Origin of the sequence: Streptomyces sp. NPDC002773 (assembly GCF_040295605.1) — a bacterium.
In the GTDB taxonomy this organism is placed as follows: domain Bacteria; phylum Actinomycetota; class Actinomycetes; order Streptomycetales; family Streptomycetaceae; genus Streptomyces.
Genome location: NZ_JBEOVO010000021.1, coordinates 16960 through 38241, shown reverse-complemented (window position 1 = coordinate 38241; position 21282 = coordinate 16960). Strand labels below are relative to the sequence as shown.

At 70.4% G+C, this 21282-nt stretch carries 17 protein-coding genes; 5 read left to right on the top strand and 12 right to left on the bottom strand.

The features are described from left to right. Positions 1–75 precede the first annotated feature (75 nt). The gene (locus tag ABT034_RS23725) at positions 76–480 is read left to right on the top strand and encodes a DUF4267 domain-containing protein (protein ID WP_351218352.1); all 405 of its coding nucleotides are present in this window, start codon (positions 76–78) and stop codon (positions 478–480) included. 81 nt (positions 481–561) lie between these two features. On the opposite strand, the gene ABT034_RS23720 is transcribed toward ABT034_RS23725, so the two are convergent. From ABT034_RS23720 to ABT034_RS23680, 9 genes are all read right to left on the bottom strand, one after another. Then, positions 562–2034: a non-reducing end alpha-L-arabinofuranosidase family hydrolase gene (locus ABT034_RS23720; RefSeq protein ID WP_351218350.1), complete on the bottom strand. Its 1473-nt coding sequence runs from the start codon at positions 2032–2034 to the stop codon at positions 562–564. Between the two features lie 13 nt (positions 2035–2047). Then, positions 2048–2749: a cupin domain-containing protein gene (locus ABT034_RS23715; RefSeq protein ID WP_351218481.1), complete on the bottom strand. Its 702-nt coding sequence runs from the start codon at positions 2747–2749 to the stop codon at positions 2048–2050. Next, entirely contained in the window at positions 2746–3606 is an 861-nt protein-coding gene (locus tag ABT034_RS23710; RefSeq protein WP_351218348.1) for a DUF6807 domain-containing protein, read from the bottom strand. Before ABT034_RS23710 ends, ABT034_RS23715 begins: the two co-directional genes overlap by 4 nt. Next, the gene (locus ABT034_RS23705; protein ID WP_351218346.1) at positions 3603–4649 is read right to left on the bottom strand and encodes a Gfo/Idh/MocA family protein; all 1047 of its coding nucleotides are present in this window, start codon (positions 4647–4649) and stop codon (positions 3603–3605) included. Before ABT034_RS23705 ends, ABT034_RS23710 begins: the two co-directional genes overlap by 4 nt. Continuing rightward, entirely contained in the window at positions 4646–5704 is a 1059-nt protein-coding gene (locus ABT034_RS23700) for an endo-1,4-beta-xylanase (protein WP_351218344.1), read from the bottom strand. Before ABT034_RS23700 ends, ABT034_RS23705 begins: the two co-directional genes overlap by 4 nt. 26 nt (positions 5705–5730) lie before the next feature. Beyond that, positions 5731–7101: a glycoside hydrolase family 30 protein gene (locus ABT034_RS23695; protein WP_351218342.1), complete on the bottom strand. Its 1371-nt coding sequence runs from the start codon at positions 7099–7101 to the stop codon at positions 5731–5733. Between the two features lie 92 nt (positions 7102–7193). Beyond that, the gene (locus tag ABT034_RS23690; RefSeq protein ID WP_351218340.1) at positions 7194–8024 is read right to left on the bottom strand and encodes a carbohydrate ABC transporter permease; all 831 of its coding nucleotides are present in this window, start codon (positions 8022–8024) and stop codon (positions 7194–7196) included. Further along, positions 8021–8926 (bottom strand): carbohydrate ABC transporter permease, encoded by a 906-nt coding sequence (locus ABT034_RS23685; RefSeq protein WP_351218479.1) that lies wholly within the window; start codon positions 8924–8926, stop codon positions 8021–8023. The genes ABT034_RS23690 and ABT034_RS23685 overlap by 4 nt, the downstream gene beginning before the upstream one ends. A gap of 112 nt (positions 8927–9038) precedes the next feature. Continuing rightward, complete coding sequence (locus ABT034_RS23680; RefSeq protein ID WP_351218338.1) at positions 9039–10331, bottom strand: extracellular solute-binding protein; 1293 nt, start codon at positions 10329–10331, stop codon at positions 9039–9041. Between the two features lie 235 nt (positions 10332–10566). On the opposite strand from ABT034_RS23680, the gene ABT034_RS23675 reads away from it, so the two are divergent. The 4 genes from ABT034_RS23675 to ABT034_RS23660 all read left to right on the top strand — a co-directional run bounded on the left by ABT034_RS23675 (position 10567) and on the right by ABT034_RS23660 (position 16995). Beyond that, the gene (locus tag ABT034_RS23675) at positions 10567–11580 is read left to right on the top strand and encodes a LacI family DNA-binding transcriptional regulator (protein WP_351218336.1); all 1014 of its coding nucleotides are present in this window, start codon (positions 10567–10569) and stop codon (positions 11578–11580) included. A gap of 9 nt (positions 11581–11589) precedes the next feature. Next, entirely contained in the window at positions 11590–13809 is a 2220-nt protein-coding gene (locus tag ABT034_RS23670) for a glycoside hydrolase family 3 N-terminal domain-containing protein (protein WP_351218334.1), read from the top strand. Then, positions 13806–15269: a glycoside hydrolase family 43 protein gene (locus ABT034_RS23665; RefSeq protein WP_351218332.1), complete on the top strand. Its 1464-nt coding sequence runs from the start codon at positions 13806–13808 to the stop codon at positions 15267–15269. Before ABT034_RS23670 ends, ABT034_RS23665 begins: the two co-directional genes overlap by 4 nt. A gap of 265 nt (positions 15270–15534) precedes the next feature. Beyond that, on the top strand, positions 15535–16995 hold the full coding sequence (locus ABT034_RS23660) for an endo-1,4-beta-xylanase (protein ID WP_351218330.1): 1461 nt from the start codon (positions 15535–15537) through the stop codon (positions 16993–16995). Between the two features lie 54 nt (positions 16996–17049). Here the strand turns inward: ABT034_RS23660 and araD are convergent, their stop codons facing one another. The 3 genes from araD to araB all read right to left on the bottom strand — a co-directional run bounded on the left by araD (position 17050) and on the right by araB (position 21091). After that, positions 17050–17763, bottom strand: coding sequence for an L-ribulose-5-phosphate 4-epimerase AraD (gene araD, locus ABT034_RS23655; RefSeq protein WP_351218328.1), 714 nt, complete (start codon positions 17761–17763; stop codon positions 17050–17052). Positions 17764–17801: 38 nt separating this feature from the next. Next, a complete protein-coding gene (gene araA, locus ABT034_RS23650; protein WP_351218326.1) occupies positions 17802–19310 on the bottom strand; it encodes an L-arabinose isomerase in 1509 nt (502 codons plus the stop codon). A 74-nt stretch (positions 19311–19384) separates the two neighbouring features. After that, positions 19385–21091 carry a ribulokinase gene (araB, locus tag ABT034_RS23645; protein ID WP_351218324.1) on the bottom strand — a complete coding sequence of 569 codons (1707 nt, stop codon included), beginning with the start codon at positions 21089–21091 and terminating at the stop codon, positions 19385–19387. Positions 21092–21282 lie beyond the last annotated feature (191 nt).

The window sequence follows — 21282 nt, the reverse complement described above, 5'->3', positions numbered from 1 at the left end:
TGCCCCGGCAGGCACCGGTTCGCCCCCGAGCTCCACGAAGCTCACCAAGCTGACGAAGACTCGCCTGGAGAAACAATGTCGCTGAAGAAGATCAACACCGTCCTGGCCGCCACCTTCATCCTCTTCATCCTCTGGTTCGGGACGGAGTACATCCTGAGCCCGGAAACGACGGCGCCGGGCTACGGCCTGCCGAGCTGGCCGTCCGGCGACGGCGACGGCTTCCTGGTCATCAAGGGAATCCGCGACGTCGTCCTGGCCCTGGTTCTGGGCATCCTGCTGGTGACGGGTCACCGCCGGGCGCTGGGCTGGGTGCTGCTGGTGGAAGCACTCGCCGCGTACGGCGACATGGCCAACGTGCTGGCCCACCACGGCTCGGTGGCCACCGCGCTGGGCGTCCACGGCCTGACCGCGACACTGATGGTGGTCAACGGCCTGCTGATCATGCGCGAGACCCGAAACGTCGCCGCCGCTCCGGAATGAGCAGCGGGATCGCGATGGTCTCGTGTGTGCCGTCCGGCTCCGACCGGTTTCCCGGTGCGGAGCCGGACCCGTGTCGCGTCGTCAGCGCCGCAGTGTCAGCAGGCCCGGCCGGTAGGGCCACTGGCCGTAGTCGCCGCCGGAGTCGGGGGCACGTCCCTGGTAGAGGAACTGCAGGTTGCAGGGGTCGACGGTGAAGGTCTGATCGGCGCTGGTGCGGATCAGTTCACCGTGGCTGATGTCGTTGGTCCAGGTGGCGCCGCTGTTGGCCTTGCCGGCGAAGGGGTTGCTCTCGGTCGCGGCCTGGGGTGTCCACGAGCCGTTCAGGCTGGTGGCCGTGAACGAGCGGAAGTAGCGCCCGTTCGCGCCCTTCGCCTCGACGATCATGAGGTACTGCTGCCGGCCCTGGACCTTGTAGACCTGGGGGGCCTCGAACAGGTTGGCCTCCGTGTCGCTCATGACCGTCGTGTACGACGAGCCGAAGCTGCCCGGGAAGTTCCCGATGGGCATGCTCGCCCGGTAGATCTTGCCGTTGTCACCGGCGAAGAACAGGTACATGTTCTGGTCGTCGGCGATCAGGGTCTGGTCGATCGGGCCGGTGGGGGAGCCGGTGATGCTGCCGGTGAACAGCGGCTGCGGCGCGGACCAGCCGTTGGGGTTGGCGGGGTCGTTCGACGTGCGGTAGATGAAGGGCCACTGGCCCCACTGGTAGGCGAGCACCCAGATGTTCTTCGGCGCGAAGAAGAAGAGCGTGGGCGCGACGACGGAGTTCGACATCGAGTTCTGGCCGGCCGAGGCCATGTCGGACCAGTTGGTGAAGGGGGTGAAGTTCATCGAACCCCAGCCCGCTCCCGTTCCCGCGGCGCCGTGCGTCGTCGCGTAGACGAGGTGCTTGCCGTTGTAGGGGGCGACGGTGAAGTCCTTGAGGGAGGCCCAGCCCGCCTTGGGCTGTGCCAGCGGGCCCGTCGACGACCAGCCGTACGTCGCCGGAAGGGCGCACGTGCCGGGGGTGCCGCCGCCGACCTTGACGAGCTGCCACTGCTGGTTGGTGCCGCCCCAGTCGTCGTACTGGACGATGTTCGCGGCGTCGGCCGTGGAGGCGCCCTGCACTTCGAGGGCCTTGCCGCTGTGGCGCGCGATGAGCCGCACGTGGCCGTCGGGGCTGTCGGCGAGACGCCACTGCTGGTTGGTGCCGTTCGCGTCGGCCCACTGGACGATCGCGGCGCCGTTGGCGGTGGACGCGCCCTGGACGTCCAGCACCTTGCCGGAGTGGCGGGACTTGACGCGGTAGTAGCCGCCGCCGGAGTCGACGAACTGCCACTGCTGCTGGTTCTGGTCGTTCCTGGTCCACTGGGTGATGCGGGCGCCGTCGTTGGTCGCCAGGTTGTAGACGTCGAGGGCCTTGCCGCTGTTGCGGTTGACCAGCACGTATGCGGCGTTGGGGTCGACGGTCGCCGCGGCGGCGGGCGGGGCGCCGAGGAGAGTGGCGCCGAGCAGCAAGGACGACAGGACCGCGAGTACGAGAGTCAGGACCAGGGGTGGATGGCGGAACCGCATCAGAAGAGCTCCTTCAGGGGATGGAGTGAGGTGACGGGTGGTCGGGGGCGGTATAGGTGTGAAGGCGGCCGCACATGCCGAAGACCTGGTGCTCCGGGCGCTCAAGGCGTGACACCTCGCCGTGGCGGAGGTGGGAGAGGTCTCCGGCCTTCAGCCGTTCCAGCTGACGGCCGGTCGTGAGGGCCGCGGCCATCGGGCCGTCACGCCAGCGGATCCGCCAGGCGTCCAGGAGCTCGCTCTTCAGGCGGAGGGCCGCGGTGTGGAACTCCGGGAGCCCGCCTTCGCGCAGGGCGAGGAACCCCTCCAGTGCCAGGTCGCGGCGGCGGCGCACCGCCGTGGAATGGTCGCCGGTCAGGGCGGCCGCCTTCCGGTAGGAGTGGGGGTCGGCGAGGACCGGGGCGGGGAAGGTGAAGACGGCGTCGCCCGCCTCGGGGAGTCCGCTGTTCTGCATGAGCACCACGAGGCGCAGGCCGCCGGCGTTGACGAGGCGGTGGATCGTGCCGGGGGTGAACCAGACGACGTCGCCGGGGTGCAGCGGGGTGTCGGCGAAGCCGGTGCTGGTGAGGGTCTGGACGCTTCCCGCGCCGCCGATGACGACGTACGCCTCCGAGCAGACGAGGTGCATGTGGGGTGTGCCCCCGCACAGACCGTCGGCGGTCTCCTCGTCGTACACGGTCACCCCGGAGATCCCCACGCCGCCGGGGAACGGGGTCACCACGGATGTTCCTCGACGTGGCGGGCCAGGCGCCCGGGGGTCCACGCTCCGTCGGCGACGACGATCCGGTAGCGGCGCGACAGGGTGTCGCCCGGGGCGAGCGGGAGTTCCTCGTCGAACGCCAGGGAGGGGTTCACGGCGGGGAAGGGCTCCCTGCGGACGAACCAGCGGCAGGGGGTTTCCGGATCGTCCAGGAACAGGAGCGTGGAGGAGCGGTCGACCCCGTCGTGCGTGCCGACGAAGGCCAGCCGGTCGCCCTTCTCCCCCATCGCGGGGCCGATCACGTCGCCGCCGGTGAAGTCGCGTGGGCCGCGCCAGAAGAGGCCGGAATATCCGGCGAGCTCTCTGCCCTGGGTGCCCGGGCTGCCGAACCGCAGAGTGGTGTCGTGGACGTTGGTCAGCGCGGTGGTGATCTCCAGGGTCCAGGAGTCGGGCTCGAGGTCGCGCGCGGTCAGCGTGCGGCGCTCGTCGATCCAGTGCTCCCCCGCCATCGTGTGCCAGGCGAGGTCCTCGGTGATGACGGCACGGTCGTGGTCCGTTCCGGGGGACAGGGCGAGGCTGCGCATCGTGCCGAGGTTCGGCAGGTCGACGTAGCCCTGGCCGCGCAGGTAGGTGCCGCCGCCCCAGAAGTTCTGGCCCGACACCCACGACGCCGTGAGCTGGATGCCCTTGTGCCAGCGGTGATCGTGCGGCCGGTAGCCGGTGACCACGTCGCCGGCGAGGGTGCGCACCGGATGCAGATAGGGCTTCGGTGCCTCGAAGGGGTCCATGACCGGCCGGTGCACGTAGCGGAAGAGGTCGGTGCCGCCGGCTCGGACGATCAGCGAGTCCTCGTTCTCGACCAGTTCGAACCTCATCGGAACACCCCCGGCAGCCCTCCGTTGAGCGAGCCGTAGAACGGGTCGGCCGCGTCGATCTCCCCGCGCCGGACCGGCAGTCCGGTGATCGCGGCCTTGTACAGGGCGGTGACCAGTTCCATGGTGGATCTCCCGAGGTCGGGCCGGGCCCCCGCTTCGTAGCCGTTCAGGAAGGCGTCGAGCTGGGCGGTGTGCGAGCTCGGCAGGTCGTCCGGCGGTTCCCAGGTGACGCCGGGCGACCCGGTGGTGACCGTCCAGTCCGCGTTGGAGTAGCCGTACAGATGGCGCAGCTCGACCGTGGCCTCGCTGAAGTCGAACCGCAGGTAGCTCTCCTCGCGCGGGGAGAGGACGCTGTTGACGACCGTCGCGATGGCTCCGTTCTCGAACCGGACCAGAGCCGTGGACACGTCCTCGGTCTGGACGTCGCGCTCCAGCCGGCCGGCCATCGCGCGCACCTCGGCCCAGTCGCCGAGCACCGCGAGCATCAGGTCCATCTGGTGGATGCCGTGGCCCAGCGTCGGGCCGCCGCCCTCGCTCTCCCAGGTGCCGCGCCAGGGCACGTCGTAGTACGCGTCGTCGCGGTACCACGCCGTGACGCACTGCGCGACCAGCGGGCGGCCAAGGGTTCCGGCCGCGATCCGGTCGCGCAGGTACCGGGCCCCGGAGCCGTACCGGTGCTGGAACACCGCGCCCGCGACGGCGGTCCCCTCGGCGGCACGGATCCGGTCGATCTCGGCGAGCGACAGCGCCACCGGCTTCTCGCACCACACCCACGCCCCCGACTCCAGGCAGGCCACGGCCTGGTCGGCGTGGAGGAACGGCGGCGTGCACAGGTGCACGAGGTCCGGCCGCTGCTCGCCGAGCATCGCGTGCAGGTCGGTGTAGACCGCGGGGATGCCGTGTTCCGCCGCGAACGCCTCGGCGCGCGCGGCGTCCACGTCGACGGCTGCCACGATCTCGGCCCGGTGCGCCTGGGCCCGGAGGGCGGGAACGTGGCAGATGCCCGCGATACCGCCGGTTCCGACGATGGCCGTCCTGATCATCCGCCCAGCACCGCCTTGATCGCGTGGTACGCGGGCTTGGGCCGCAGGTTCTCGTCGTAGGGCAGCGCCGCGCCCTCACCGGGGAAGACGGAGGGGATCCACGAGTACTTGTCCGTGTAGTCCCAGAGGGTGATGCCGACGCACTTCTCGACCGCCAGGCAGGCCTTGGTGTAGTCGGCGTACCAGGTGGCCTGGGTGGCGAGCTGCTCCGGGGTCGCGGGGAGGTTCATCCGGATGTCGAGCTCGGTGACCGCGACCTCCACCCCGAGGTCGGCGAAGCGCTGCATGTTCTGCTGGACGTCGGCGGGGAAGCCGTACTGGAGTGCCAGATGGCCCTGGATGCCGAAGCCCTCCACCGGGACGCCGTCGGCCTTCAGCTGCTTGATCAGGGTGTAGTAGGCGTCGCTCTTGGGGCCTATGCCGTCGACGTTGTAGTCGTTGAGGTACAGCTTGGCGTGGCGGTCGGCCTCGTGGGCCCAGCGCAGGGCGTCGGCGATGTAGCCGGGTCCGAGCTTCTTGTAGAAGAGCGACTCGCGGTAGGTGCCGTCCTCGTTGAAGGCCTCGTTGACGACGTCCCAGTGGATCACCTGGCCCTTGTAGTGCCGGACCACCTTCTGGATGTGGTTCTTGAGGATGGCGCGGAGCTCGTCGGCGGTCCAGGTGCCCTCGGTGAGCCAGGCGGGGAGCTGCTGGTGCCAGAGGAGCGTGTGGCCGCGGACCTTCATGCGGTGAGCCTTGGCGAAGGAGACGACCTCGTCGCCGGCGGTGAAGTCGAAGACGCCGCGCTCGGGCTCGGTGGCGTACCACTTCATGGCGTTGCCGGGGGTGGTCTGGCCGAACTCGCTGCCGAGGAGCTTCAGGTAGGCGGCGTCGGTGAACTCGGGGTTGTCGGTGGCGGAGCCGAAGTACTTGTGGTGCTTCTTGGCCAGTTCGGCGAGCGTCCTGGGGCGGGGGTCGGCCGCCGCGGGCGCGGCGGCGAGGCCGGCGGCGAGGCAGGCCGCGGCGGTCAGGGCGGCGAGCGTCCGCGATGCGGTGACGGTGCGGGAGGTGGGCATGGCTGACTCCTCGTGCGGTAGTCGGTTCAGTCGAGGACGATCGTGGTGAGCGCGCGCGGGGCGAGCTCGGCCGTGAGGGTCGTGCCGTGGGTGGAGACGACGTCGGCCGGGGTGATCGAGCGGGTCTCGTCGGTGACGTAGGCGTCGGGGTGCCGGTCGTGGCCGCCGCGCAGGGTGAAGTCGGCGGAGCGTTCGGTGGTCGCGGTGTTGAGGATCTCGATCACGCGGCTGCCGTCGGTGTTCCGGAAGGCCGTGATCCGGAGGGCGGGGTCGCCGTTCGTGACCGGTACGCGGACGGCGCCGGGGCGGATGAAGCGGCTGAAGGCGGCCAGCGCCCAGTACCGCTTGGACACCCGGTAGGAGTCGCCGGGGTTGGCGAGCTGGATGAGTCCCCGGGTGGCGCCGAGGGACGCGCCGGTCCAGTAGACGTAGGCGTTGGCGTTGCCGGTGGTGAAGGTGTTCTGGATGTCGGCCGCGACGGTGAGCCCGTCGTAGCCGCTGCCGTCGTCCCAGTTCTCGTTCCAGGTGGTGCCGTCCGGCGACCATTCCGACATCCACACGTGCTTGTCGGTCGGCTGGGGGACGTCGGTCGGGCCGCTGTAGCGGTGACCCGTGATGGTCCGTACGGCCTTGTCGGCCGCGGGGTCCGCCTCGATGGCCTGGGTGTAGGCGACCTGGCGGTCCCAGCCGGCGGCGTCGCAGCAGACCAGCCGGGTCGTGAGTCCGGATGCGCGGACGGTGGGCCCCAGCACCTTGAGGAAGTCGACGGCCTGCTGCGGGGTGAACCGCATCGAGGCGTAGGTCGCCGTCCAGTCGGGTTCGTTGGTGAACCCCAGGTCGGTGATCCCGACGCCTTCCTGCCGGTAGAACTTGGCGTACTGGACGAGGTAGTTCGCGTACGCCTGACGCCATTCGGGCCGCAGCCCGCCGCCGTCGTTCTCGCTTCCGTTGGTCTTCATGAAGGCCGGGGCGCTCCACGCGTCGGCGAAGAACCGCTTGACGCCGTAGGCCTTGGCCTCCTTGGCGAGCCGGACCTGGCCGCCGTCCCAGCCGTCCCAGACGTAGTCCGGTGTGCCGTCCGGGCCACCGGGGTCGACCGGAAGGATCGTCGGCATGTGGTCGTAGACCCTGTCGGTCGACGACCCGATGCCCAGACGCAGAATCGAGAGCCCCGCGCCCTGCTCCTTGCTGAACAGCAGATCGAGCACTTCGCGCTGCTTGGCCGGGCCGAGGCCCCGCGCGCCGTACAGCAGGTCGGCGCGCTGGAAGGCCATCGAGAAGCCGAAGCCGTCGATGGGCTGGAGGGCGGTGCGGAAGTCGACGGTGGGGTGTGCGAGCTCGGCCGCGGGTGGGGCGGAGTCGGCCGCGCGTGCCGCGGGTGGGGCGGGGTCGGCCACCGCTTGCGTTGTTAGCGCTAACAAAATGACGGTCGTCAGGGTGGTCAGGCGTTTCACGAGGTCTCCTCGGAGCGGAGGGAGAGCGGGGCGGGTCAGCCCTTGGTGGCGCCCGCGGTGAGGCCGCCGATCAGCTGGCGCTCGGCGACGGCGTAGAAGGCCAGGGCGGGGACCATGGCGAGCACGATGTAGGCGAGGACGAGCGCGTAGTCGGTCGAGTACTGGCCCTGGAACTGCTGGACGCCGACCGGGATCGTCTGCCATTTCGGGTCGTTGAACACGAGCAGCGGCAGGAAGAAGTTGTTCCAGCTCGCGACGATCGCAAGGACCGAGACCGTACCGAGCGCCGGTCGTGCCATCGGCAGCAGGATCTTCCAGAAGAAGCGGAACTTGCCGCAGCCGTCCATGACGGCCGCCTCCTCGACCTCGGCCGGGATGGTCCGGAAGAAGCCGCGGAGAATGATGATCGTCATGGGGAGCCCGAAGGCGGCCTGCGGGAGGATCACTCCCAGCGGGTTGTCGAGCAGGTCGAAGGTGCGCAGCAGCAGGAACAGCGGCAGGACCGCCACCGCGAACGGGAACATCAGCCCGATCGTGAAGAGCATGTAGAACAGCTCGCGGCCCCGGAAGGCGTAGCGCGCGAGGACGAACGCCGCCATGGCGGAGGCCGCCACCGTGCAGACCGTCGTGCCGATCGCGATGCCGGCGCTGTTGGCGATCTGCCGCCAGAACATTCCGTCGCCGAGGATGCCCGCGTAGTTGTTGATCTTCCAGTGCTCCGGAAGCCCGAACGGATTGGTCGTCAGCTCGCCCGTGCTCTTGAACCCGGAGATCACCGCGTAGATCAGCGGTACGACGACGAAGGCTCCGATCAGCCAGACCACGGCGTGCAGCGACAGGCCGCGTGCGGCCCTGCGGGCGTTCATCGGCCACCTCCCGTGGTGACGGCCCCGCTCAGGTCACGGCGGAGCACGTACCGCTGGTAGAGGAGGGAGAAGACCAGGCTGATCATGAACAGTACGACGCTGATCGCGCTGGCGTAGCCGACCTGGTAGCGCTTGAACCCGAACTGGAACATCGAGATCGCCATCGTCTCGGAGGAGTGGTTGGGGCCGCCCGTGGTCATGACCCAGACGAGGTCGAAGAGCTGGATGGCCCCGATGACCGAAAGGAAGACGCTGATCCGGATCGTCGGGCCGAGCAGCGGCAGCGTCACGTACCGGAAGCGCTGCCAGGCGCCGGCGCCGTCGATGGAGGCGGCGTCGAGGACCTCGCGCGGGATGCCTTGCAGCCCGGCGAGGAAGAGCATCATGTGGAAGCCGAAGTACTTCCAGGTCATGACCACGAAGAGGGTCGGCATGACCGTCGAGGGGTCGGCGAGCCACTTGCCCTGGAGTCCCTCCAGGCCGAGGGCGCCGGCGAGATGGTCGGCCATGCCGTCGCCGGGAAGGAAGATCATGGTGAAGAGGACCGCCGTGACCACCTCGGAGAGGATGTACGGCGCGAAGAAGAGCATCCGGTAGACGGCCCGGCCGCGCAGCTTCTGGTTGAGCAGGACCGCGGTGAACAGCGCGAAGGGCAACTGCACCGTGACCGACAGGATGATCAGGTAGAGCCCGCGCCCCATGTCGCCGACGAAGACCTGGTCGGCGAAGAGCCTGGCGTAGTTGTCGAGGCCGACGAAGTCGACCATGGGACCGACCCCGCCCCACTTGAAGAAGCTGGTGTGGACGGCGACGACGATCGGGGCGAGGACGAAGACGAGGAAGAGGAGCAGAGCCGGGACGAGGAACCAGGCGATCGACGCCCAACTGGCCAGTCCGCGCAGGAGCGACCGAGCCGGGGCGGGCGGGCGTACCGGTGCGGCGCCCTGGGTCCGCTCGCCGGCCGGGTCCTCGGCCGGGCCCTTGCCCGGGTCCTTGGTCGGGGTAGCCACGGACTTAGGCACCCTTCGCAGCCTCGGTGATCGACCGGGTGACCTGCTCGGGCGTCTTCTTGCCCGCGATGAGGTCGGCGACGCTGTCGTTGACCTCCTGGCCGACCGCCGGCGGATAGGCCTGGTCGAGGAAGAGCTGGAAGCCCGTCGCCTTGGCCAGGCTGCCGGCCACCACCTTCTTGTTGGCGTCGGTGAGCTGGCTCTCCGCGCCCTTGACCACCGGCAGGTAGCCGTTGGAGGCAAGCAGCTTGGACTGGTTCTCCAGGACGAAGAACTTCAGGAAGTCCAGTGCCTCCTTCGGGGCGCCCTTGCGCAACGCGAAGCCTCCGCCGCCGCCGAACACCTCGCCGGCCTTGCCGACTCCGCCGTCGACGGTCGGGAAGGGGAAGAAGCCGAGGTCCGCTCCGAGGTCGGCAGCCGCGTCCTTCTGCACCGACGGCGCCCACTGCCCCATCAGCTCCATGGCGGCCTTGCCGTGGCCCATGGTCGCGGCCTGACCGCCCGGGGTGGCGTAGCCGGCGCCGAGGAAGGCCTCCTGGAACGGCTGGAGGTCGACCAGCTCCTTGAGGTGGGCACCGGCCTGGACGAAGCCGGGGCCGGTGAAGTCCTTTCCGTCCGCGGCCTGTTGCAGGGCGGGGAGGCCGGCGACGCGCATCGCGAGGTAGGCCCAGTAGTAGTGGCCCGGCCACTTCTCCTTGCCCGCGAGGGCGATCGGGGTGACGCCGGCCGCCTTGAGCTTCCTGACGACGTCGAGGAACTCGGCCCAGGTGGCCGGCGGCGCGGTGACCCCGGCCTTGGCGAAGAGCTTCTTGTTGTACCAGAAGCCGACCATGCCGATGTCGTACGGGACTCCGTAGGTCCGGCCGTCGATCTGATAGGCCTGCAGCGACACCGGCGTGAGCTCGGACGACCAGCCGAGCGCGTCGGTGAGGTCCTCGACGAGACCCGCGTCGACCTGCTGCCGCAGCACGCCGCCGCCCCACGTCTGGAAGACGTCGGGGAGCTTGCCGGACGAAGTGGTGGCGGTCAGCTTGGACTTGAACGCCTCGTTCTCCAACGAGGTCGTCTTGATCATGATGTTCGGGTGAGCGGACATGAACGCCGAGGCGATCTGCGGGAAGAGTGACTTGCCCGGTTCCGTCGTGGCGATGTTCCACCAGTCGAACGCCACCTTGCCGTCGGCCGCCCGCCCGCTGCCGGAACCGCCGCCACCGCAGGCCGCGGTCAGCGAGACGGACAGTGCGGTCAGGCCCGAGAGCGCAAGGAAGCTTCGTCGGCTCGGGGGGATGCTGGCCATGGGACCTCCGGGGGTGGGGAATGCCGATTCGAGCCCGAAAACTTTTCGTAAAACTCTCGAATTCCGTGACGCCACAAACTAGGAACGCGTGGCTTCCCGGTCAAGACTTCTCACCGAACTCTCGCGAGCCAGCAGCGTGTTACAGGGTTGACAAGCCCGTCACACGGATCCGAAACTCTTCGAAACGTTTGCGGTATTGGTCGCCGACCGATGGCGTCCGCGCAGAGGAGAGAAGTTGAACGAGCAGCGTCCGACCCTGGCCGTCATCGCCGCGGAGGCAGGCGTCTCCCAGGCCACCGTGTCCAAGGTCATCAACGGCCGCTCCGATGTCGCGCCGTCGACGCGCGAGCGGATCGAGACCCTGCTGCGATCCCACAACTACCTCTCCCCGGGACGCCAGGCCAGGGCCCGCAGGTCGGGTCTCGTCGACCTCATCCTCGGCGGCCTGGACAGCGCCTGGGCGGTGGAGATCCTGCGCGGCGTCGAGGCCGAGTGCGCCCAGCGGAGCGTCGGCACCGTCGTGTCGCTCGTCCCGCCGGGCGAGGCCACACCGTCGAGCTGGGCCGCGCTGCCGGTCCTGCACCACAGCGACGGCGTCATCCTCGTCACCTCCTCGGTCACCCAGGCCCAACGCGCCACGGTCGAACGGGCCGGAGTGGCGCTGGTCGTCATCGACCCGATCGACCTGCCGGACAACGGCGTCCCGAGCATCGGCGCGACCAACTGGGCCGGCGGCCTCGCCGCCACCGAGCACCTGCTGGAGCTGGGGCACCGCCGGATCGCCGCGATCGGCGGGCGCAAGGAGATGCTGTGCAGCCAAGCCCGCATCGACGGGTACCGGGCAGCGCTTGAGCGCGCCGGGGTCGAGGTCGACCGCGACCTGATCCGGTTCGGCGACTTCCAGCACGAGGGCGGGTTCCGGCGCGCCCAGGAACTGCTCGCTCTCCCCGCCCCGCCGACGGCCGTCTTCGCCGGCAGCGACCAGCAGGCGATGGGCGTCTACGAGGCCGCGCGGCAGGCCGGGTTGAGCGTCCCGGAGGACCTCAGCGTGGTCGGCTTCGACGACCTCCCGATGTGCGACTGGCTGTCGCCGCCGCTGACGACGGTTCGTCAGCCGCTGGAGGAGATGGGCCGGCTCGCCGCCCGCACCCTGTTCCACCTCCTGGAGGGCCAGCCCCTGGTCAGCCACCGGATGGAGCTCGCGACCGAGCTCAAGGTCCGGCTCTCCACCGCCCCGCCCCGTTCCTAGGAGAACCCCTTGACCGAGCCCTGGCGTGACCCCCTCCTGCCCGCGCCCGAGCGCGTCGCCGATCTGCTGGAACGGATGACGGTGGAGGAGAAGGCCGGGCAGCTCGCCGGCTTCTGGGCACTGCCCTCGAATCCGGGAGCGCCCGTCGCGCCGATGGAGGACGATTCCGGCGAGTCCGCTCCCGGCTTCGACGACGTCATCGCCCACGGCCTCGGGCAGCTCACCCGCGTGTACGGTACCGGTCCGATCACCGCCGAAGCCGGGATGGAGCGACTCGCCGCGCTCCAGCGGCAGGTCATGGGAGCAGGCCGGTTCGGGATCCCGGCCGTCGCTCACGAGGAGTGCCTGACCGGGTTCATGACGTTCGGAGCGACGGTCTTCCCCGGGCCGCTCGCCTGGGGTGCGTCCTTCGACCCGGAACTCGTACGCCGGATGGCCGCCACCATCGGCGCGGGCATGAGGCGGGTCGGCATCCACCAGGGACTGGCTCCGGTGCTCGACGTGGTCAGGGACTACCGGTGGGGCAGGACCGAGGAGTGCGTCGCCGAGGATCCCTACCTCGTCGGAGCGATCGGCACCGCCTATGTGCAGGGCCTGGAAGGCGCCGGGATCGTGTCGACGCTCAAGCACTTCGCCGGGTACTCGGCCTCGCGCGGCGGCCGGAACATGGCCCCCGTCCCCTCGGGGCCGCGCGAGTTCGCCGACGTGCTGGTCGAGCCGTTCGTACGGGCACTGCGCGAGGGCGGCGCCCGGTCGGTGATGAACAGCTACACCGACGTGGACGGTGTCCCGGTGGCCGCCGACGAGCGGCTGCTGACCGAACTGCTCCGAGGCGAGCTCGGTTTCGGCGGTGTGGTCGTCGCCGACTACTACGCCGTCTCCTTCCTGGAGACCCGGCACGGCGTCACCGGCTCGCGCGGTGCGGCCGGCGCGCTGGCGCTCACCGCGGGGATCGACGTCGAACTGCCCACGGCCCGCTGCTACGGCGAGCCGCTGACCGCACTCGTACGGGCAGGAGCCGTACCGGAGGAGCTGATCGACCGGGCCGCGGAACGGGTACTGCTGCAGAAGGCCGAACTCGGCCTGCTCGACCCGGACTGGGAGCCCGTCAAGCCCGAGCCGGTCGACCTGGACCCGCCGGAGAACCGGGAGCTGGCCAGGCTCCTGGCCGAGCGGTCCACCGTGCTGCTCGCCAACGACGGCATCCTGCCGCTGCGGCCGTGCCGGGTCGCGATCACCGGGCCGTACGCCGACGACCCCCACTCCTTCCTCGGCTGCTACTCCTTCCCCAACCACGTCGCCCTGCCCGGCGACCCCGGGGTGGAAGTACCGACGCTCGGCGAGGCGCTGACCACCGCCGGGTTCACGGTCACCGCGGACGAACCGGATGTGAACGTGCTGATCCTCGGGGACCGGGCGGGCATGTTCGGCCGGGGCACCTCGGGAGAGGGGTGCGACGCCGAGACCCTCGACCTGCCCGGCGACCAGTCCGCGCTGGCCTCCGCCGTCCTGGACTCCGGGGTGCCGACCGTCCTGGTTCTCGTCTCCGGACGGCCCTACGCGCTCGGCGCACTGGCGGAGCGCGCGGCGGCCGTCGTGCAGGCCTTCTTCCCCGGCGAGGAGGGCGGGACGGCACTCGCCCGGATCATCAGCGGCGCCGCGGAACCGTCCGGGCGGCTGCCCGTCTCCATCCCCCGCCATCCCGGCGGCCAGCCCGGCACCTACCTGCACTCACGGCTCGGTGGGCGCACCGACTGGAGCTCGGTGGACCCGACCCCGCTGTTCCCCTTCGGACACGGGCTGAGCTGGACGAACTTCACCTGCTCGGACCTCTCGGTGGACCCCGGCGCCGCGACGGACGGGGTCGTCTCCGTCTCGGTCACCGTGCGCAACGTCGGAGAGGCTCCCGGGACGGAGGTGGTGCAGCTGTACCTCTCCGATCCCGAGGCGTCCGTGGTCCGGCCGGAGCGGTGGCTCGCCGGGTTCGGCAGGGTCGAGCTGGAGCCGGGCGAGGCCGCCCGGATCACCTTCTCCGTCCATGCCGACCGGACCTCCTTCACCGGGATCGACCTGCGCAGACGGGTGGAGCCCGGCGAGATCGGCGTGGCCGTCGGACGGTCCAGCGGCGACCTTCCGCTCCGGGGCTCCTTCACTCTGAGCGGCCCCGTACGTCATCCGGGGGCCGACCGGGTGCTGTCCGTGCCGGTCGAGATCGTCCCCCTGCCGTGACCGGATGGTTCGGCGATCCCGTACTCCCGGGATTCCGGCCCGACCCGTCCGTCTGCCGCGTGGGGGCGGACTACTACCTGGTGACATCCAGCTTCGAATGGTTCCCGGGCCTTCCCGTGTTCCACAGCCGCGATCTGGTGAACTGGCGGCGCCTCGGCTCCGCGCTCGACCGGGTGTCGCAGCTCGACCTCGACGGGTGCGGGCCCTCGCGGGGGCTGTTCGCGCCGACGATCCGGCACCATGACGGCGTCTTCCATCTCGTGTGCACGCTGATGGACGGCCCCGGCCACTTCGTCGTCACGGCGACGGATCCGGCGGGGCCGTGGTCGGAGCCGTACTGGCTGGACGGCGAGGGCTTCGATCCGTCCCTGTTCTTCGACGACGGGCCGCACGGCGGTGACGGCCGGGCCTGGTTCACCGCCGCACGGGTACGGGACGAGGCCGCCGGCCGCACCGAGATCTGGATGCGCGAGTACCTGCCCGACGAACACCGCCTCACCGGGCCCGAGTACGTCCTGTGGTCGGGGAGCCATCCGGACGCGCGGTGGCCCGAGGCTCCGCACCTCTACCGGATCGGCGGCTCGTATCTTCTGCTCACCGCCGAGGGCGGAACCGACGTGGACCACAGTGTGGTGGCCGCCCGCGCCGACCGCGTGACCGGCCCCTACCACGGCGTCCCCGGCAATCCGGTGCTCGCGCCCTCCACGGGTCCGGTCACCTGCACCGGGCACGCCGACCTCGTCCAGACCCCGGGTGGGGAGTGGCGGGCCGTCCTCCTGGGCGTCCGGCCAGGCTCCGCCATCGGCCGCGAGACGTTCCTCGCCCACATCGCCTGGGACGACGGCCGGCCGGTCTTCACTCCCGTCGCCCACACCGGTCGTGGCAGCCCTCTGCGCGACGACTTCGCCGGCCTCTCCGCAGACTGGAGTACCCTGCGCACGCCCCGCGAGCGGTTCTGGACCACCGGCGACGGGCTCCGTCTCCGGCTCCGCCCCGAACGCCTCGGCGAGCGCACCACGCCGTCCCTGGTGGCCCGCCCCCAGGAGCAGCCCGACTGCGACGTCTCCACCGAGCTGCGCTTCACCCCAGCGGCCCCCGGCGAGGAGGCGGGCCTCGCCGGGGTCCTCGACGACGATGCCCACCTCCTCTTCCTGCGCACCCCGGAAGGGCTCAGCCTCCGGCGCGGGACCGAGGTCCTGGCCGGCGCGCCCGTCCCTGCGGGCCCCGTCCGCCTCGGAATCCGTATCCGCGGCTTCGGCCACACATTCGTCTTCGCTGCACCTGAGGGCGCCTGGCAGGAACTGGCCACCATCGAAGCGACGTTTCTCGCCCCGCTGTTCACCGGCGTGCATATCGGCCTCTACGCGACATCCAACGGTGACCCATCGGCCAACGAGGCCCACTTCACGGAGTTCGCCCTCGCCTATCCGAATGCGTCCGCGCCGGGCCGGACTTCCTGACCCTTCACCTCGACGCTCGACGATCTCCGCAGATCAACGGGGGTCCGCGTCGAAAGAATTTCGACGCGACCGGACCTTCGAAAGCGATTCGAAACTCTTGACATGTTTCTGTCGAGTTTCCACACTGATTCCCGAGGCGGCGTCTTCCGGTTTCGGTAGCCCTGATGGTGCGAGCACGTTTTGTCAATCGACAAGGACGTCACCGACGTGAATTCGTTCTACCGCCCTCACTTCCTTCCGCGATTTCCGTCCTGGAGGTTCCTTCATGCGCTCACGCGCAATTCCCCGATCCGCCGTCCGCCGGAAAACAGGCGGCGTCTACGCGGCGCTGCTCGCCGGCGCCCTCGGTGCCGCCACCGTGCTGGTGACGCCACCGGCCTCGCACGCCGCCGAGAGCACGCTCGGCGCCGCGGCGAAGCAGAGCGGCAGGTACTTCGGCACCGCCATCGCCTCGGGCCGGCTCAACGACTCGGTGTACACGACGATCGCAGCCCGCGAGTTCGACTCGGTGACGGCCGAGAACGAGATGAAGATCGACGCCACCGAACCCCAGCAGGGCCGGTTCGACTTCGCCGCCGCCGACCGCGTCTACAACTGGGCGGTGCAGAACGGCAAACAGGTACGCGGCCACACCCTCGCCTGGCACTCCCAGCAGCCCGGCTGGATGCAGAGTCTCAGCGGGAGCGCGCTGCGCACGGCGATGAACAACCACATCAACGGCGTCATGGCCCACTACAAGGGCAAGATCGGCCAGTGGGACGTCGTCAACGAGGCGTTCGCGGACGGGAGTTCGGGAGCCCGCCGCGACTCCAACCTCCAGCGCACCGGCAACGACTGGATCGAGGTCGCCTTCCGTACCGCCCGCGCCGCCGACCCGGCCGCCAAGCTCTGCTACAACGACTACAACGTGGAGAACTGGACCTGGGCCAAGACCCAGGCCATGTACGCCATGGTCAAGGACTTCAAGCAGCGCGGCGTGCCGATCGACTGCGTGGGCTTCCAGGCCCACTTCAACAACGACAGCCCCTACCACAGCAACTTCCGCACCACCCTCCAGAGTTTCGCCGCCCTCGGCGTCGACGTGGCCGTCACCGAACTCGACATCCAGGGCGCCTCCCCCACGACCTACGCCAACGTGACCAACGACTGCCTGGCGGTCCCGCGCTGCCTCGGCATCACCGTGTGGGGCGTGCGCGACACCGACTCGTGGCGCGCGGAGCACACGCCGTTGCTGTTCAACGGCGACGGCAGCAAGAAGCCCGCGTACGCCTCCGTACTCAACGCGCTCAACGCCGCCTCCACGACCCCCACTCCGACTCCCACCCCCACGCCGCCCCCCTCCCCCGGCGCCGGGCCGATCAAGGGAGTCGCCTCGGGCCGCTGCGTGGACGTGCCCGGAGCCGGCACGGCCGACGGCACCCAGGTCCAGCTGTGGGACTGCAACAACCGCACCAACCAGCAGTGGACCCACACCGCCGCCGGTGAGCTGAGGGTCTACGGCGACAAGTGTTTGGACGCCGCGGGAACCGGCAACGGCGCCAAGGTCCAGATCTACAGCTGCTGGGGAGGCGACAACCAGAAGTGGCGCCTGAACTCCGACGGATCCATCGTCGGCGTCCAGTCCGGCCTCTGCCTCGACGCCGCCGCCAACGGCACCGCCAACGGCACCCTCGTCCAGCTCTACACCTGCTGGAACGGCACCAACCAGCGCTGGACCCGCAGCTGACGTCGCATCGCCCGTGGAGGGGAGCCAGGACGATCCTGGCTCCCCTTCGGCGCGTCAGACGGAGGCGGGGTTGCCGTAGTAGGCGTCCGGGCCGTGCTTGCGGGTGAAGTGGCGGTCCAGGAGGTGCTGCGGGGGTTCCACCGTGCCCAGGGCGATGGTGTGGAGCGCCATCTCGGCCACCGCCTCGCAGATGATCGCGTGTTCCAGGGAGGTGGTGGCGTCCACGCCCCAGGTGAACGGGCCGTGGTGGACGACCAGGGCGCCGGGGACTTCCCTGGCGCGGGTGTCGTCGCGTCCCAGCAGGTCCACGATGACCTGGCCGGTGTTGTACTCGTAGTCCGTGGCGCACTGCTCGGGGGTGAGGGCCGCGGTGACGGGGACGGGGCCGTTGAAGGTGTCCGCGTGCGTCGTGCCGAGGACCGGTATCGGGCGCCGGGCCTGGGCGAAGGCCACGGCGTGGGTGGAGTGCGTGTGGGTCACCCCTCCGATGGACGGGAAGGCCAGGTAGAGACTGCGGTGCGTCTCCGTGTCGGTGGACGGGCGCAGGTGGCCGTCGACGACGCTCCCGTCGGCCAGGGAGACGACGACGAGGTCCTCCTCCCTCAGGACGTCGTAGTCCACACCGGACGGCTTGATGACGAAGACGCCGGCCTCTCGGTCCACCCCGCTCACGTTGCCCCAGGTGAGGGTGGCGAGCCCGGCTCGGGGGATGCGGAGGTTGGCCTCCAGTACCTCCCGGCGCAGTTCCTCGGAAACGGTCGTGCTCACGGGGGACTCCGTCCTGGTGGGGGTGGCGGCGGGGGTGTTCACAGGCTCTGGGCCAGACGGTGGTACGCCTGGTTCCAGCGCAGCTCGCGGGTGAAGCGCCGGACGGTGGTGTCCTCGTCGATGACGGCGAGTTCGGTCCGCAGCATCTCGGCGAGGTCGTCGAGCTCCTCCCCGCCGAGGGCGGTGGTCAGGACCGTGTGGTGCGGTGCTCCGGCCGTCAGCCAGGCCTCGGTGGAGGTACGGAGGTCGGGGCGGGGCCGCCAGACGGCGCGGGCGACGGGGAGCCGGGGAAGCGGCTCGGGCGGGGCGACGACGTCGATGTGGTTGGCGACGAGGCGGAACCGGTCGCCCATGTCGGCGAGACCGACGACGACGGCCGCCCCGGGGTCCGCGTCGAAGACGAGGCGGACCGGGTCCTCGCGTCCGCCGATGCCCAGCGGGTGGATCTCGCAGGTGGGGGTGGCCGTCGTGAGGGAGGGGCAGACCTCCAGCATGTGGGCGCCGAGGATGAGCTCCTGGCCGGGCGTCAGGTCGTAGGTGTAGTCCTCCATGAAGGAGGTGCCGCCGGGCAGCCCGTGGCCCATCGCCTTGAGCGTGCGCAGCAGGGTGGAGGTCTTCCAGTCCCCTTCGCCGCCGAAGCCGTAGCCGTCCGCCATCAGGCGCTGCACGGCGAGGCCGGGCAGCTGGCGCAGGCCGCCGAGGTCCTCGAAGTTGGTGGTGAAGGCGCGGAACCCGCCTTCCGTGAGGAAGGTGCGCAGGCCGGCTTCGATGCGGGCGGCGTAGCGCAGGGAGTCGTGGCGCTCGCCGCCGGGCCGCAGCTCGGGCGCGAGGGCGTAGAGGTCCTCGTACTCCTTGACGAGGGCGGTGACGGTGTCGTCGGGGGTGGCGTCGACGGCGGCGACGAGGTCGTTGACGCCGTAGGTGTTGACCGAGACCCCGAACCGCAGTTGTGCCTCGACCTTGTCGCCTTCGGTGACGGCGACGTCGCGCATGTTGTCGCCGAACCGGGCGAGTCTGAGGGTGGTGAGTTCGGCGCGGCCGACGGCGGCGCGGGCCCATCCGGCGATGCGGTCGACGACCTCGGGGTGGGAGACATGGCCGGCCACGGTCTTGCGCGGGACACCGAGACGGGTCTGTACGAAGCCGAACTCGCGGTCGCCGTGGGCGGCCTGGTTCAGGTTCATGAAGTCCATGTCGATGGTGGACCAGGGCAGCCGGCTGTTGGACTGGGTGTGCAGGTGCAGCAGGGGCTTGCTCAGGGCGTCGAGGCCGGCGATCCACATCTTGGCCGGGGAGAAGGTGTGCATCCAGGCGATCAGGCCGATGCAGCGGTCGTCGGCGTTGGCCTCCAGGCAGATCGCCCGGATGGCGGCCGCGTCGGTGAGGACCGGCTTCCACACGAGGCGGACGGTCATCTGGGGCTGGTCGGCGAGGGTGTCGCGGATGGCGCGGGACTGCTCGGCGACCTGGGCGAGGGTGTCGTCGCCGTAGAGGGCCTGGCTGCCGGTGAGGAACCAGATCTCGCGGTCGGGCTGGGCGAGCGTCATGTCGGGTGTGCTCCTCGGAGGTGCGGGGTCGGAGGGGTCGGGCCCATGGAGGCGGAGGGGCGGCGGAGGCCCGGTCAATCGGTGGTGGTGGCGCGTGCGGTGTTGCGGATCCGTCGCAGGCGGTGCAGCAGGAGGTCCGGGCCGGTGCCGAAGTGCTCGTGGAGGGTGCGGTACTCGCCGAAGAGCGCGTCGTAGACGTCCGCTCGCGAAGGGTCGGGCAGGTACGCGTGGCGCTGGACGCTTCCCATGGCGGAGGCGGCGGAGCGGACGTCCACGTAGGCGCCCGCGGCGACGGCGGCGTGGATGGCCGAGCCGAGCGCCGGCCCCTGTTCGGAGGTGCCGAGGGAGACGGGGCGGCGGAGCACGTCGGCGTAGATCTGCATGAGCAGCGCGTTCTTCTTCAGGCCTCCGGTGACGATGAACTCCTCGACGGGGATGCCGCCGTCCTCGAAGGTCTCGACGATCAACCGGGTGCCGTACGCGGTGGATTCGAGCAGGGCCCGGTAGACGTCCTCGGGGCGGGTGTCGAGGGTGAGGCCCGCGATGACTCCGGAGAGGTGGTGGTCGACCAGGGGGGAACGGTTGCCGTTCATCCAGTCCAGGGCGATGAGGCCGTGCGCGCCGACCGGCTGGTCGGCGGCCATGCGGCTCAGGAGCCGGTGGATGTCCTCGCCCGATGCCTCCGCCTCGGCGCGGTAGTGGTCCGGGACGCCCTGGCGGAGCCACCAGGCGAAGATGTCGCCGACCGCGCTCTGGCCGGCCTCGTAACCGTAGGCGCCCTCGACGATGCCCCCGTCGACGACCCCGCAGATGCCGGGGACTTCGGCGAGGGTCGCCGCGTTGAGGACGTGGCAGGTGGAGGTGCCCATGATGGCGAGCATGCGGCCGTTCTCGACGGCGCCCGCCGCGGGCGCGGCCACGTGGGCGTCGACGTTGCCGACGGCGACGGCGATGCCCTCGGGGAGGCCGGTCCACCGAGCGGCCCTGCCGCTCAGTCCGCCGGCGCGGGAGCCCAGGGGGGACAGCGGGTGCTCCAGGCGCGTGGCGGGGAAGTCGGCGAAGTCCGGGTGGAGCCGTGCGAGGAAGGCCGGTGAGGGGTAGGCGCCGTCCTGGTGGATGCCCTTGTAGCCGGCGGTGCAGGTGTTGCGGGACTCGGTGCCGGTCAGCTGCCAGACGATCCAGTCGGCCGCCTCGATCCAGCGGGCGCAGGCGGCGTAGACGGCCGGGTCCTCTTCGAGGACCTGGAGGGCCTTGGCGTACTGCCACTCGGAGGAGATCTTGCCGCCGTACCGTGCGATCCACTTCTCACCGTGGGCGTGGGCGAGGGCGTTGATGCGGTCGGCCTGCTCCTGGGCCGCGTGGTGCTTCCACAGCTTGGGCCAGGCGTGCGGGCGGTCGGCCCACTCGGGCGCCAGGGCGAGCGGGGTGCCGTCCGGGGTGGTCGGCAGGACCGTACAGGCGGTGAAGTCGGTGGCGATGCCGATGACGCGGGCCGGGTCGACCCCCGCGTCGGCGAGCGCCGCGGGTACGGCGGTACGGAGGACGTCGCGCCAGTCCTCGGGGTGCTGGAGGGCCCAGTCGGGCGGCAGTGGGGCGCCGGTGGAGGGGAGTCGCTCCTCGATGACCGCGTGGCGGTACTCGAGGACCGACGACCCGAGTTCGGCGCCGTCCCGGACCCGGACCACGACGGCGCGCCCGGAGAGGGTGCCGAAGTCGACTCCGATGGTGCATGCCTCGGGGTGGTGACGGGCTGCGGGGTCGGCAGGGGCATGTGTGGTCACGATGCGGTCTCTCTCGTCATGGGCGGGGTCGGAGAAGCATCCTGATTGTTAACGCTCACAATTACGTTGGACAAGGGGTGGTCGCCTTTCCGTCCCACATTCGACGGGAAATGAGGCCTCAGAAGTGAGCGCTCACTTGCACCCGAGACGGCCGCCGCGAGGTCGCGGTGGCGGCGGTCACGAGGTCGCGC

Coding starts and splice junctions, on each gene's coding strand:
- ABT034_RS23725 (WP_351218352.1), top strand. CDS start 76: ATGTCGCTGAAGAAGATCAACACCGTCCTGGCCGCCACCTTCATCCTC.
- ABT034_RS23720 (WP_351218350.1), bottom strand. CDS start 2,034: ATGCGGTTCCGCCATCCACCCCTGGTCCTGACTCTCGTACTCGCGGTC.
- ABT034_RS23710 (WP_351218348.1), bottom strand. CDS start 3,606: ATGAGGTTCGAACTGGTCGAGAACGAGGACTCGCTGATCGTCCGAGCC.
- ABT034_RS23705 (WP_351218346.1), bottom strand. CDS start 4,649: ATGATCAGGACGGCCATCGTCGGAACCGGCGGTATCGCGGGCATCTGC.
- ABT034_RS23700 (WP_351218344.1), bottom strand. CDS start 5,704: ATGCCCACCTCCCGCACCGTCACCGCATCGCGGACGCTCGCCGCCCTG.
- ABT034_RS23690 (WP_351218340.1), bottom strand. CDS start 8,024: ATGAACGCCCGCAGGGCCGCACGCGGCCTGTCGCTGCACGCCGTGGTC.
- ABT034_RS23680 (WP_351218338.1), bottom strand. CDS start 10,331: ATGGCCAGCATCCCCCCGAGCCGACGAAGCTTCCTTGCGCTCTCGGGC.
- ABT034_RS23660 (WP_351218330.1), top strand. CDS start 15,535: ATGCGCTCACGCGCAATTCCCCGATCCGCCGTCCGCCGGAAAACAGGC.
- araA (WP_351218326.1), bottom strand. CDS start 19,310: ATGACGCTCGCCCAGCCCGACCGCGAGATCTGGTTCCTCACCGGCAGC.